General features: G+C 73.1%; 13 protein-coding genes and 3 pseudogenes. 8 read left to right on the top strand and 8 right to left on the bottom strand.

The features are described 5' to 3' along the window. A pseudogene (locus DKL51_RS23335) lies at positions 1–799 on the top strand (DEAD/DEAH box helicase); the annotation flags it as partial. 166 nt (positions 800–965) lie between these two features. Then, a pseudogene (locus DKL51_RS23330) lies at positions 966–1,846 on the top strand (MHYT domain-containing protein). 14 nt (positions 1,847–1,860) lie between these two features. Here the strand turns inward: DKL51_RS23330 and DKL51_RS23325 are convergent. From DKL51_RS23325 to DKL51_RS23315, 3 genes are all read right to left on the bottom strand, one after another. Further along, positions 1,861–2,499, bottom strand: coding sequence for a class I SAM-dependent methyltransferase family protein (locus tag DKL51_RS23325; protein WP_109943104.1), 639 nt, complete (start codon positions 2,497–2,499; stop codon positions 1,861–1,863). A gap of 86 nt (positions 2,500–2,585) precedes the next feature. Then, on the bottom strand, positions 2,586–3,506 hold the full coding sequence (locus DKL51_RS23320; RefSeq protein WP_109943092.1) for a 5'-3' exonuclease: 921 nt from the start codon (positions 3,504–3,506) through the stop codon (positions 2,586–2,588). A gap of 69 nt (positions 3,507–3,575) precedes the next feature. After that, a complete protein-coding gene (locus DKL51_RS23315) occupies positions 3,576–3,800 on the bottom strand; it encodes a hypothetical protein (RefSeq protein ID WP_109943093.1) in 225 nt (74 codons plus the stop codon). Positions 3,801–3,897: 97 nt separating this feature from the next. On the opposite strand from DKL51_RS23315, the gene DKL51_RS23310 reads away from it, so the two are divergent. Then, a complete protein-coding gene (locus DKL51_RS23310; protein ID WP_109943105.1) occupies positions 3,898–4,971 on the top strand; it encodes a DUF4037 domain-containing protein in 1,074 nt (357 codons plus the stop codon). A 37-nt stretch (positions 4,972–5,008) separates the two neighbouring features. Here the strand turns inward: DKL51_RS23310 and DKL51_RS23305 are convergent, their stop codons facing one another. Then, positions 5,009–6,277, bottom strand: a complete 1,269-nt coding sequence (locus DKL51_RS23305; RefSeq protein WP_109943094.1) for an MFS transporter — start codon at positions 6,275–6,277, stop codon at positions 5,009–5,011. Between the two features lie 85 nt (positions 6,278–6,362). On the opposite strand from DKL51_RS23305, the gene DKL51_RS23300 reads away from it, so the two are divergent. The 3 genes and pseudogenes from DKL51_RS23300 to DKL51_RS36590 all read left to right on the top strand — a co-directional run bounded on the left by DKL51_RS23300 (position 6,363) and on the right by DKL51_RS36590 (position 7,690). Further along, entirely contained in the window at positions 6,363–7,253 is an 891-nt protein-coding gene (locus DKL51_RS23300) for a winged helix-turn-helix transcriptional regulator (protein WP_109943095.1), read from the top strand. Positions 7,254–7,259: 6 nt separating this feature from the next. Further along, a pseudogene (locus DKL51_RS37265) lies at positions 7,260–7,493 on the top strand (DNA glycosylase AlkZ-like family protein); the annotation flags it as partial. Between the two features lie 53 nt (positions 7,494–7,546). Next, positions 7,547–7,690: a hypothetical protein gene (locus DKL51_RS36590; RefSeq protein ID WP_243420845.1), complete on the top strand. Its 144-nt coding sequence runs from the start codon at positions 7,547–7,549 to the stop codon at positions 7,688–7,690. 60 nt (positions 7,691–7,750) lie between these two features. Here DKL51_RS36590 and DKL51_RS23290 read toward each other — a convergent pair whose 3' ends face one another. Further along, a complete protein-coding gene (locus DKL51_RS23290; protein WP_109943097.1) occupies positions 7,751–8,614 on the bottom strand; it encodes an SAM-dependent methyltransferase in 864 nt (287 codons plus the stop codon). 122 nt (positions 8,615–8,736) lie between these two features. Between DKL51_RS23290 and DKL51_RS23285 the strand changes: the two genes are divergently transcribed. Then, positions 8,737–9,216, top strand: a complete 480-nt coding sequence (locus DKL51_RS23285; RefSeq protein ID WP_109943098.1) for a molybdenum cofactor biosysynthesis protein — start codon at positions 8,737–8,739, stop codon at positions 9,214–9,216. A gap of 48 nt (positions 9,217–9,264) precedes the next feature. Further along, complete coding sequence (locus DKL51_RS23280; protein ID WP_109943099.1) at positions 9,265–9,639, top strand: carboxymuconolactone decarboxylase family protein; 375 nt, start codon at positions 9,265–9,267, stop codon at positions 9,637–9,639. A gap of 118 nt (positions 9,640–9,757) precedes the next feature. On the opposite strand, the gene DKL51_RS23275 is transcribed toward DKL51_RS23280, so the two are convergent. From DKL51_RS23275 to DKL51_RS23265, 3 genes are all read right to left on the bottom strand, one after another. Then, complete coding sequence (locus DKL51_RS23275) at positions 9,758–10,927, bottom strand: GGDEF domain-containing protein (RefSeq protein WP_123809739.1); 1,170 nt, start codon at positions 10,925–10,927, stop codon at positions 9,758–9,760. A gap of 35 nt (positions 10,928–10,962) precedes the next feature. Continuing rightward, positions 10,963–11,415, bottom strand: coding sequence for a hypothetical protein (locus tag DKL51_RS23270; protein ID WP_109943101.1), 453 nt, complete (start codon positions 11,413–11,415; stop codon positions 10,963–10,965). Between the two features lie 3 nt (positions 11,416–11,418). Continuing rightward, on the bottom strand, positions 11,419–12,106 hold a 688-nt coding region (locus DKL51_RS23265), incomplete at its 5' end, for a DUF2705 family protein (protein ID WP_148097832.1).

Below are 12,106 nucleotides of genomic sequence, written 5' to 3'. Positions count from 1 at the left end.
GGACCGGCACGGCGGGCGTCGCGGCGGCCGGTCCCGGCAGGCCGCCGGCGAGGACCACCGGCTCAGCCAGCTCCGCACCGAGCTGCGCCGGCACCCCTGCCACGACTGTCCGGACCGGGAGGAGCACGCCCGCTGGGCCGAGCGGCGGCGCCGCCTCGAACGCGACACCGAGGAGCTGCGCCAGCGGGTCGCCGGGCGGACGGGTTCCCTGGCCCGGACCTTCGACCGGATCGTCGCGCTGCTCACCGCGCGGGGCTACCTGTCCACCGACGGCGGGGTGACCGACGCCGGCCGGATGCTCGGTCGCATCTGGACGGAGGCGGACCTGCTGGTCGCCGAGTGCCTGCGTCGCGGCGTGTGGGACGGGCTCTCCCCGGCCGAACTTGCCGCCGCGGTGTCCGTGGTGGTCTTCGAGGCGCGTCGGGAGTTCGAGGAGCGGGCGTCGCTGCCGCGCGGCCCGGTCGCCGACGCGGTCGACGAGACGCTCAAGCTGTGGAGCGAGATCGAGGCGGACGAGGCCGCCCGGGGGCTCGCCGTCACCCGGGAGCCGGACCTCGGCTTCGCCTGGCCGATCTACCGGTGGGCGCGGGGTGAGGCCCTGGCGAAGGTGCTCGCCAGCGGACACCAGATCGACGGAGAGATGCCGGCCGGCGACTTCGTCCGCTGGGCGCGGCAGGTGGTCGACCTGCTCGGCCAGCTCGCCGACTCCGGCGGCGCGTCGGCGGAGCTGCGCTCCACCGCCCGGCAGGCCATCGCCGCGGTGAACCGGGGCGTGCTGGCCTACCACGGCCCCGCCTGAGTCTTACTCTCGGTCACCACGCGCGATCAATCGACGCATCGCGCTGTCACTGTGACACCACCCCCCGGATTTCCCGGGGGGTGGTGTCATGCCTGCTCAGCGGCTCCCCGATCATGGCTGAGGCGCGTTTGCTACGCGCCGGTAACCGACCGGGGGAAAGGCTGGAATGGCGCAGATCAATCACTTTGAGTACGGGTGGATCACACCCGCCCTCAGCTACGCGCTGTCCGTGCTGGGTTCGGTCCTCGGGCTGGTCTGCGCCGGCCGGATCCGTACCGCGCGCAGCGCCGGGCAGCGGGCCTGGTGGGGGCTGCTCGCCGCCTGGGCGATCGGCGGTACGGCCATCTGGTCCATGCACTTCTCGGCTTCGCCGTCCAGGGGACCCGGATCCGCTACGACGTGCCGATCACCGCGGCCAGCACGCTGATCGCCGTGTCGGCCGTCGGCCTCGGACTCGCCATCGTCGGCACCGGCCGCCTCACCGCGCTCCGGCTCATCGCCGGCGGCCTGTTCACCGGGGCCGGCGTTTCCGCCATGCACTACACCGGCATGGCCGCGATGCGGCTGGACGGCACCCTCGCCTACGACCGGCCCCGGGTGGTGCTGTCGGTGCTGATCGCGGTGGTGGCCGCCACCGTCGCGCTCTGGCTGGCGATGACCGTCCGCCGCGGCCTGGCCATCGTCGCCTCGGCGCTGGTCATGGGCATCGCCGTCAACGGCATGCACTTCACCGGGATGAGTGCCCTCTCGGTGCACCTGCATCACCGGCAGGACCAGATCAGCGGCACCGAGGTCAGCGGACTGTTGGTGCCGATCGTCCTCGCGGTGATCTTCGTGGTGGTCGGGCTGGTCTACGCCCTGCTCGCCGCCCCCACCGCGGAGGACGTGGCTGGTACGGCGTACCTCGACGCCCGGCGGTCCGCCGACCAGCACGTCGCGGTCGCCGCGCCGCAGCCGGCGGTGGACCCGGTCGGCCTGCGAGGCCGGTCCACCCTGGGCCAGCCCGGCACGCCGTTCCCGTCCCGGCGCTCCACCCCGCCCCGCTGACCGGCGGACCGCCGTCAGACGATGAAGGTGAACAGGTCGCCCGCCTCGTCCAGCGGACGGGGCGGGCCGACGAAACGGTGCACGCCCACGGAGAACAGCACGTCGTCGGGCGCGTGGAACGCCTCCGCCACGAAACCGGCCTCCCGGAACCACCGCCGCACCGCCGGGGTCAGATCGGGCGCGCGGCGGGTCCGGGTCCAGATCACCGTGGCGTTCATGGCGCAGAGCTGCGGCAGGGCACGGATGGTCCGGCGCACGTCGTCGTCGGAGATGTTGCCGAAGACGCCGGCCATCAGCACGAGGTCGGCCGGGACGGCCCCGACGTACGAGACGAGCCGCCCCGCGTCCGCCCGCACCACCGTGACGCCGGCCAGTCCCGCCTCCTCGGCGGCTGCCCGGGCGGCGGCCACGTTGCCGGGGTCGTACTCCAGAAGCGTGGCCCGGACCCGGGGCGCGTCGTCCCGCGCGGCGAGCACCCCGATCAGGTCGTGGCCCTGACCCGCGCACGCGCTCACCACCGTCAACCTCTCGTCGGGGCGGTCGTCGAGCCAGCGTCCGATGTGCTCCCGCACCAGCCGGAGCCGGCGGGACAGGGCAGAGTTCTCGTCGGCGTACGGGCGGTGCCACGCCTGCCAGTCGGTTCCCGTCGTCACGGCGCCACCCTCCCAGACGGCCCCGACCCGGCGCGGCCCGTGGCCCCGGGACGGGCCGGTGGCGTCACCGTCGGCCGCAGGACCGATCAGGCCAGCCCGGCGAGGGCGTCGATCAGCCGCCGGCACGAGCCGGCCAGATTCCACTGCTGCGCCAGCTCCAGCAGCCGGTCCGGATCCGCCGGCGCGGTCGGCAACGCGGTGGCCAGCTTGGGCAGCGGCACGTCGGTGGCCACCCGCACCACCTTCGGCGCGACGGCCAGGTAGTCCCGCGCGGCGATCAGCTTCGCCCGCAGCCCTGGCGCGAACCCCGACCCGGGGTCGTCCAGCGCCGCCAGGATGCCGGCCAGGCTCCCGTACCGTTCGACCAGCCGGGCCGCCGTCTTCTCGCCCACGCCAGGCACGCCCGGCAGCCCGTCGCTCGGGTCGCCGCGCAGCGCGGCGAAGTCGGCGTACCGGTCGGCGGGAACGCCGTACCGGGCGCGGACCGCGGTGTCGTCGCAGTCGTCCAGCTTGGCCACCCCGCGCCCGACGTAGAGCAGCCGGACCTTGCGGGTGTCGTCGACGAGCTGGAACAGGTCGCGGTCGCCGGAGACCACCTCCACCGGGCCCGGCTGGGTGACCGAGAGCGTCCCGAGCACGTCGTCGGCCTCGTACCCGGTGGCGCCGATGGCGATGATGCCGACCGCGTCGAGCACCTCCAGGATCATCGGGACCTGCGGCGAGAGGGTGTCGGGCACCACCTCGCCACCCTCCGGCGCCACCCGGTGCGCCTTGTACGACGGCAGCAGCTCGACCCGCCACGCCGGCCGCCAGTCGTGGTCGAGCGCGCAGACCATCCGGTCGGGGCGGCGGGTGCGGATGAGCTGGGCGAGCATGTCCAGGAAGCCGCGGACGGCGTTGACCGGCTGGCCGTCCTCCGTCTTCGCGGCCGACTCCGGGATGCCGAAGTAGGCCCGGAAGTAGAGGCTGGGCGCGTCGATCAGCAGAATCGGGGGTTGGTGTGCCACGCCCGACAGCCTGGCACAGCGGTGTGACGACGTGGGGGACGGCCTGATCGGGCCGCGTGTGGCCCCGGCTCAGCGCTGGTCGTGGCGGTACAGCGTCTCCCGGCGGGCCACGTACTGCACGGCGTAGCTGGCCAGCAGCAACAGGATCGCGAGCGCCACCTCGATCCCGGCTGTCGTGCCGTTGGCCACGGTGAACCCGAGCACCAGCAGCACCAGCCCCACCACGGCGAGAATGCCGGACAGGAGCAGCCGGCGGCGCCGTGCCGTCGTCCGGCCCCGCCCCGTGGCTGCCATCCGGCCCTCCTCGTCTGCGGCTCAGGCTATCGGTGCGCGGCGGCCGGTGGATCGATATCGGCTGGGTCGCCCCGGCGGCACCGGGCAGACTGCCACCATGGTCTTCGTACCGGGGCTGACCCTCTGCCGGCGCTTCCACGACGAGGCGGTGGCTCCGCTGCTGCTCCGCCGCCTGCCCGGGCTGCGGTACGCCGCCGGTCTGCTCGACGGCGGTTCCGAGCTGCTCGGCCTGGACACCCCGCGCTCCACGGACCACGACTGGGGGCCGCGCTGCCAGCTGTTCGTCGCCGACCCGGCTGCCGTCGCGCCCGTGTGCGAGGTCCTCGACGCCGAACTGCCGGCGGAGTTCCTCGGCTGGCCGACCCGGTTCGCCGGTGGCCCGGACGTCCGCCTCGGCGTGGTGGACTCCGACGGTGACCGGCACGGGGTCGGCGTGGCGGAGCTGGACGGGTGGCTGCGCGGCCGGCTCGGCTTCGCACCCGGCCCCGGCATGCAGGCGGACGACTGGCTCTCCGTGTCCACCCAACGGCTGGCGGAGCTGACCGGCGGCGCGGTGTTCCACGACGGCCTCGACGGGGCGCTCACCACCGTCCGGGCCCGGCTGGCCTGGTACCCGGACGACGTCTGGCGGTACGTGCTGGCCGCCACCTGGGCCCGGGTCGGGCAGGCCGAACACCTTGCCGGGCGGTGCGCCGAGGTCGGCGACGAGCTGGGCAGCCGGGTGGTGACCGCGCGGCTGGCCCGGGACCTGATGCGCCTCGGCCTGCTGCTGCACCGGCGCTGGCCCCCGTACGACAAGTGGCTCGGCACCCTCTTCGCCCGGCTGCCGGCCGCGGCGCCGGTGGTGGACGCGCTGACCAACGCTCTCGGGCCCGGCGGCTGGGCGGAGCGGCAGGGCGGGCTGGTCCGGGCGCTGGAGGCGCTGGCCGGCTGGACCAACGACAGCGGGCTGACGCCGCGGGTCGATCCCACGGCCCGGCCGTTCCATCACCGGCCGTTCCTGGTGCTCAACGCGAACCGGTTCGTCGCCGCGCTGCGCGCCGCGATCACCGATCCGGCCCTGCGCGAACGGCCGCCGATCGGCGCCGTCGACCAGTACGTGGACAACGTGGACGTGCTCACCCACCCGGACCGGGCCCGCCGGGTCGCGGTGGCGGTCCTGCCGAGCTGACCGGGTCCCGCCAGCCGGCGGCTCGCGGGCCCCGGCGTCAGCGCGTCGCCGCGACCTCGTCCCGCTGCGCGATCGGCTCGTCGACGCGCAGGTCGGCCAGGTCGCGCAGGCTCCGGACGGGGGAGAGGAGCAGGGCCAGCGGGGCCAGCACCGTCGCCCCGGCGAAGAGGAAGAGGGTGACGCGGGCGCCGACCAGCCCGGCCAGGGCGCCGGCGACCAGCCCGCCGACGGGGATGGCACCCCAGGAGACGAACCGGACCGTCGCCATGACCCGGGAGAGCAGGTCGGGCGGGCTGGCGGTCTGCCGGTACGTCCGGGTGGTCACGCTGAGCACGACGACGCCTCCGGCGAAGACGACGTTGCCGGCGGCGAACGCGAGGTAGGCCGGCCAGCCGACGCCCACCGGGACGAGGAATGCGCCCGCCACCGAGACCAGGCAGGCCACGACCAGGGAGCGGGCGGTGCCCCAGCGGCCGGTGATCCACGGGGTGAGGGTGGCGCCCACCAGCGAGCCGACCCCTTCGACGGCGAGCAGCACGCCCACCAGGGCGGCCGGCGCGTGCAGCTCCCGGACCAGGTAGAGCGGGTAGATCGCGAGCTGTGCCCCGCAGACGAAGTTCACCGCGGTCGCGGTCCACATGGTCGGGCCCATGACCGGGTGGCGGGTCACGTAGCGCCAGCCCTCGCCGATCATCTCGCGCACCGGGGGCCACCGGTCGGGCGCGTCGACCCGGCGGGCCGGCAGCGACCGCAGCAGCACCGCCGAGACCAGGTAGCTGGCGGCGTCGACCAGGATCGTCGGCACCGCGCCGAGTGCCTGCACCGCGAGCCCGCCGAGCGACGGACCGCTGAGCTGGGTGGCGGCGTGCGTGGCCGAGGTGAGGCTGTTGCGGGAGTGCAGCTGCTCGCGGCTGACGATCTCCGGGAGGAAGGTGGCGTTGGCGACGTCGAAGAGCACGTTGGCGAAGCTCACCACCAGCGCGACGACGACCAGTTGGGCGACGGTCAGCCAGCCCCACCACCAGGCGAGGGGGATGGAGGCCACGGCCAGGGCGCGGGCCAGGTCCGCGCCGACCTGGGCGCCGCGCAGCGGCAGCCGCTGCACGATCACGCCGGCGGGCAACCCGATCACCAGCCAGGCGACGTAGCTGGCGGCGGCGATCAGACCCATCTGGAACGCGGTCGCGTCCAGGACGGTGAGCGCGGTCAGCGGCAGCGCCACCGCCCCGACCGCCGACCCGACCTGGCTGGTCGTGCCGGCGGTCCACCAGCGCCAGAACACCCCGGCACCCTGCCTGACGGTCATTCCGCCAACCCCCGTTTCGCGAGCCGGTCAGTTCCAATCTGAAACGGACTATAGTCGAGGCGACCGATCCGGCGGGAGGTGGGATGTGAGGCGCGCTGACCTCGGCGACGCGGACTGCGGCATCGCCCAGGCGCTCGGCGTGCTCGGCGACTGGTGGACCTTCCTGATCGTCCGCGACATCGCCGGCGGCACCACCCGCTTCGACGCCCTGCAGCGCGAACTCGGCGTCAGCCGTCGCGCGCTGACCGAACGCCTCGGCGCGCTGGTCGAGGCCGGGGTGCTGCGCCGCGAGCCCTACTCCCAGCACCCGCCCCGCTTTGACTACCTCCTCACCCGCAAGGGCGAGGGCCTGCTCCCCGTCCTGGTCGCCCTGCAGGACTGGGGCGCCCGGCACGTGATGGGCCAGGGCGACCTCACCGCCACCGCCGACGCCCAATCCGCCGAGGCGCGCCGGGTGCACCACCTGGTCGGTCGGCGGGTACCGGAGATGACGCTGGCGCGGCACGACGGTGGCGCGGAGTCCCCGGTCGTCGCCGGCCGATGGACGGTGCTCTACCTCTTCCCGGGCGCGTTCGCCCCCGGCGCCCAGGGCCTCCCGCCCGGCTGGGAGGAGATCCCGGGCGCCGTCGGCTGCACCCTCGAATCCCGCACGTACGCCGACCGCCACGAGCTGTTCCGCGCCGCAGGTGCCGAGGTACGGGGTGTCAGCACCCAGCGCCCGGACCAGCTACGCGCCTTCGCCGAGCACGCCCGGCTGCCGTACCCGCTGCTGTCCGACCAGGACGGTCGGCTCGCCGCCGGCCTGCTCCTGCCCACGTTCCGCGCCGGCGGGGTCGACCGGTTCAAACGGCTCACCCTGCTGGTCGACCCGGACGCGGTGGTCCGGGACGTGCAGTTCCCGGTGACCGACCCGGCCGGCTCGGTCGACGAGATGCTCGACCTCGTCCGGCAGCGACGCGCCGCGCCGGCTCACTGAGCCGAGGTGGTCGACGGTAAGCGCCCGCAGCTGCGCGTCTTCGCCGACGAGCACGGTCGTGAACTGTTCGACCTGCCCGACGCGCCGCGGCCGGATCCCGACGTGCCGGCCCCGCCGCGCCTGCTCCCCGAGTACGACAACATCCTGCTCGCCCACGCCGACCGGACGCGGGTCATCAGCGACCAGGACAGGAAGCGGGTCATCACCCCGGCGGTGGCCGCCACCGTCCTGATGGACGACGTCGTGCGGGGACCTGGGCGGTCGCCCGCGACGGGCGGCGCGCCGTGCTGCAGATGCGGACGTTCGGCGACGTGCCCTCGGCGGAGCAGAGCGCGCTGGTGGAGGAGGCGGGACGCCTGCTCACCCTCGTCGAACCCGACGCGCCGGACCGCGACGTCGACCTGACCGTCGACCGGGCCAGACCGAATCGATCCTGACGGGCCGCGCGCCCCCGACCCTGCGCGCCGAGCAAGCGCCGAAGAAGGGCTGCCCACCGGTCAGGGCTTGCGCGCGACCGCCGCGTACATGGAGGCCTGCGCCACCGGGGTGCGCTGCTCCGGCCGGTCCTCCGGACGCCACTCGGTCACTGGAGTGACGCCCGGGGCGATCAGGTCGAGCCCGTCGAAGAACGCCGCGAACTGGTCCCGGGTGCGGAACGCCATGTCGATCATGCTCGTCGTCGTGGTCGGCGCCGCGGTGGCGGCGATGTGCCGCGGGACCAGATCGGTGGTGGCGTGGGAGATCACCACGTAGCTGCCGGAGGGGATGGCCTCGATCAGCCGCCGGGTCACCCCGTACGGGTCGTCGCTGTCGCAGAGGAAGTGCAGGACCGCGACCAGCATCAGGCCGACCGGGCGGGTGAGGTCCAGCGTCGCCAGGACGTCCGGGTGGTCCAGAATCCGCTCCGGGTCGCGCAGGTCGGCGTCGACGTACGCGGTGGCGCCCGCCGGCGCGCTGGTGAGCAGGGCCCGGGCGTGCGCCAGCACGATCGGGTCGTTGTCGACGTAGACGACCCGGGACTCCGGTGCGGTGGACTGGGCGATCTCGTGCAGGTTGGGACTGGTCGGGATGCCCGTGCCGATGTCGAGGAACTGCCGGACGCCGGCCTCCGCGGCGAGGTGACGGGTGGCTCGCTGGAGGAAACGCCGGTTTTCGATCACGGTCGTGCGAATCGCTGGGTACGCCGCCGCGACCGCGTCGCCCGACTCCCGGTCGGCGGCGAAGTTGTCCTTGCCCCCGAGCCAGTAGTCGTAGCGGCGGGCGGCATGCGGCACGGTCGGGTCGATCCGCGACGACGGGGAGAGCTCTTCCGGTGCGGGCCGTCGGCCCGACCCGAGTGATTCCGACGTCGTACCCGCCATCGCGACCTCCGTGTGCCCGGGGACAGCACGGCGATCGTACGGCACGACACGGCCGGCGAAGGGTCCCCCCGCATCTGCCGAGATGAATGTGCGCGGCTCAGGCTCTTCGTAGAATCGCTGCCATGCCACGGATCGTCCAGTTGCTGGCCTCACCCGTGCACCGCTACGTGGGCCGGCCCGCGGACGGTCCGGCGCCCGCACCGTCCGGTGAACTGGTCGAGGAGATCCGGATCCGCGCGGGTCTCGGCATCGTCGGTGACCGGTACTTCGGCAAGCAGGCGCACCGCGACGCGAGCGTGACCGTGATTGCGCAGGAGTCACTGCCGCCTGGATCCGACCTCGTGCAGGTCAGGCGCAACGTGCTCACCGCGGGCATCGCGGTGGACGAGCTGATCGGGTTCGTGCTGACGTTGGACTCGGGGCAGGGACCGGTCCACCTGCGGGTCCGCCGCCCGGCGAACCCGTGCGCCTGGATGGACGTCGCCGTCGGCCCGGGTGCCTGGAGGGCGTTGCGGGGTCGCGGTGGTGTCCGCTGCGTGCCCTTGAACGACGGGACCCTGCCGATCGGCCCGATCACCGTCACGATCGACTCCCCAACATAGGTAGTTCTCCCCAGTCCTGGCCGGTCGCCGCGCTCTACGGTTCCGGCCATGTCCCACCTCCGAACCCCGGCCGAGTCGCCGCTCAACGCAAGTCATGCCGCCCGGTTCGGATACGTCCCGAACTACGCCCGGGTGTTCGCCCTGGCGCCCGAGGCGTACGCCGCCTGGCAGGCGCTCAACGCGGCGATCCGGGCCGGCATGGACGAGCGCCGGTACGAGCTGGTGACGCTGGCGGCGGCCCGGGCCCTCGGATCGCGGTACTGCGCGTTGGCCAACGCCGCCGTGCTGCGGGACCGGTTCTACGACGACCGCACGCTTCACGCGATCGTCACCGATCGGCACCGCGCCGGGCTGGACCCCGGCGATGTGGCGACCATGGACTTCGCCGACCGGATCGCGGTGGATCCGGGTGCCGCCCGCTAACTGTGGCCGGTAAAGCCGTCATCAGCCGGACCATCGGGTTGGAAGACACCGAGAAGGTGACCCATGCGAATCGGAACTGCCCACCGGCGAGCCGGTGCGTGAATCGACAGGTGTCCGGCTACGGCACCCCGAGGGTGTCGGAGCGGCCGGCCAGCGGGCCGTGGCGGTCGCCCGGCGGCGGGTCGGCGACCGGGTGGCGTTCCTGTTTCACTCGATACAGTCGCTGGTCGGCGACCTGCATCAGGGCTTCGAGCGTGTGACCGTCGTGCGGAGCGGTGGCCGAGCCGATGCTGACCCGGGCAAGCGGGCGCAGGGCGGCGTCGATCCGGGTCAGCACCGTCCGCGCCGTGCCCTCGTCCGCGTCGACCAGGACGACGACGAACTCGTCGCCGCCGACACGTGCGATGGCGTCCTCGGCGCGCAGTACCGCTCGCGTCGCCACCACCGTCCGCTGGAGCAGGCGATCGCCGGCGGCATGCCCGAGGCGGTCGTTGACGAGCTTGAAGTCATCCAGATCCAGGCAGAGCAGGGACGGGCCGAGGCGACAGCCGTCCCTGAAGACGTGCTTGGCGAACTCGGCCAGGCCGCGCCGGTTGAGGGCGCCGGTGAGCGGGTCCACCGCCGCGAGTGACCGTAGCTGCGACCGCTGCCGCGCGAGTATCTGGGCCTGCGCGGAGCAGACGGCGGTGAGGATCACCATGGCCGCGACGTAGAGGAAAACATGACCGGGGGGCACCGGTCGTCCGGTGGCGCTGACAGTGAGGTAGGCCCCGACGGTGAGCGTCGTGAGGCCCACCACCAGACGCACGTCCGGCGTGTAGCTGGCGACGAAGACCGAGGTGGTCACGAATCCGAGCGCGGCCGGCGAGGCGGCGCCACCGTCCCAGTACGCGCCGAGCGCGATCGCGACGAGCGTGATCGAAAGGATCGTGAACGAGATGCGGTACCCCGACGCCTTCGTGGTCACCCGCTTCGCTGCCCACAAACCGGCGATGCCGGCGGCCATACCGCAGCCGTAGCCCGTGAGCATGAGGCTCCGATGTGGCTCGTGCAACGTCATGAGGCAGTAGATGATGGCGATGCCGTGGGGGAGGACGTGCAGCGCTGAGCTGAACACCATCCTTCGCCGGCGCTCGTTCACCCGTTTGTCCACCGCGCTTACCGCAACCTGACCATGGCTTCCGGTGACGTGAGAGGAGGATCGATCGAAGTGGCCGGCGCGGTCGTCCGGATGGGGGCCGCGCCGATGCATCTCGACTCCGACATTGAATGCTGTGCCCCAGGTCACCGTCAATACGTTGGAGCGTCAAGGCACCCCATCGCTCATTCGTCCGGATCGAAGGCGCCGTCGAATTCAAAGACGGGGTTGGGCACGTCGTGGCCGTGGCTGTCGGTGATGGTGGCCATGCCGATGAGCTTGGAGGGCCCGCCGGCGACGTAGGTGGCATCGGACTTGACCTGGACCTCGAACTTGCCGTCCTGTGGCTGTCCGTGGTCGTCAACGAAGTGGATCATGCAGATCCAGTCGGGGCCGGGGCCGACGTCCGGGACCTTGGGGCCGCCGCGGTCGCAGGCGGCGGAGGCGCCGATGCCTGCGACGGTGATGCCCGGTTCGCCGAGCAGCGTGGCGCGCTGGATGTAGAGGTTGGTGAAGGTGGGGGTGATGGCCCGCTCGAGGCGGGCCTTGGTGACGTCGGGCTGGCCGCATCCGGTGAGGGAGCCGGTGGCGGCGGCCGCGAGGCCGGCCGCGAGGAGGGTGGTGCGCAGGCGGTTCATCGGTCAGCCTCCGGTGATGTCGCGGCGACGCAGGTAGAGGTACGCGAGGGTCAGGCAGCTGATCAGCCAGCCGGCGCTCACGGTCGCGCCGGTGACGATCGGTGCGTGGAAGGGGTGCGCGGTGAGCAGGCCGTGCCAGGCCTCGAACGGGGTGGTGAGCAGGTATCGCCGGCCCTTGTTGAGCCCGCCGAGGCTGCTGAGCAGCTGCATGATCATGCCGAGGACGACGGGCGCGGCGACCCCGATGGTCGGGTTACGGGTGGTGACGGACAGCAGGATCGCCAGGGCGGTGAAGCCGAGCACCGGGGCCACCGCGGTGGCCCAACTGGCAACGACGATCGGCAGCGCGTGACCAGCCGGGATGAGCTGGCCGGTGAGCCCCGGCAACGGTTGGGTGCCGACGACCAGCAGACTCGTGGTGATCGTGCTGGCGGCGAGCAGCGCCAGCACGAGGAGGTTGAACCCGACGGCGGTGAGGGTCTTGGCCCAGAAGACCTGGGTGCGGCTGACCGAGCGGGTGAGGATGGTCTTCCAGGTCCCGTGCTGGTCCTCGTTGGCGAAGATGTCCCCGGCGACGAGGGCGGCGAGCAGGGGCAGCACCCACTGGTGGGCGAAGGCGAGCACGAACAGCGGTATCGCATAGCCGCTGGTATGGATGTGCCGGCCGTAGATGGTGTCCTTGGGCGGCAAC

Source organism: Micromonospora globispora, assembly GCF_003857015.1.
Lineage (GTDB): Bacteria > Actinomycetota > Actinomycetes > Mycobacteriales > Micromonosporaceae > Micromonospora > Micromonospora globispora.
Note: the sequence above shows the minus strand (reverse complement) of the source record. Positions and strands in the feature narration are given on the sequence as shown.

Bases quoted from the DNA above. Each gene is read 5' to 3' on its own strand.
- DKL51_RS23315 (WP_109943093.1), bottom strand. From the start codon at position 3,800: ATGGCAGCCACGGGGCGGGGCCGGACGACGGCACGGCGCCGCCGGCTG.
- DKL51_RS23310 (WP_109943105.1), top strand. From the start codon at position 3,898: ATGGTCTTCGTACCGGGGCTGACCCTCTGCCGGCGCTTCCACGACGAG.
- DKL51_RS23305 (WP_109943094.1), bottom strand. From the start codon at position 6,277: ATGACCGTCAGGCAGGGTGCCGGGGTGTTCTGGCGCTGGTGGACCGCC.
- DKL51_RS36590 (WP_243420845.1), top strand. From the start codon at position 7,547: ATGCGGACGTTCGGCGACGTGCCCTCGGCGGAGCAGAGCGCGCTGGTG.
- DKL51_RS23290 (WP_109943097.1), bottom strand. From the start codon at position 8,614: ATGGCGGGTACGACGTCGGAATCACTCGGGTCGGGCCGACGGCCCGCA.
- DKL51_RS23285 (WP_109943098.1), top strand. From the start codon at position 8,737: ATGCCACGGATCGTCCAGTTGCTGGCCTCACCCGTGCACCGCTACGTG.
- DKL51_RS23280 (WP_109943099.1), top strand. From the start codon at position 9,265: ATGTCCCACCTCCGAACCCCGGCCGAGTCGCCGCTCAACGCAAGTCAT.
- DKL51_RS23270 (WP_109943101.1), bottom strand. From the start codon at position 11,415: ATGAACCGCCTGCGCACCACCCTCCTCGCGGCCGGCCTCGCGGCCGCC.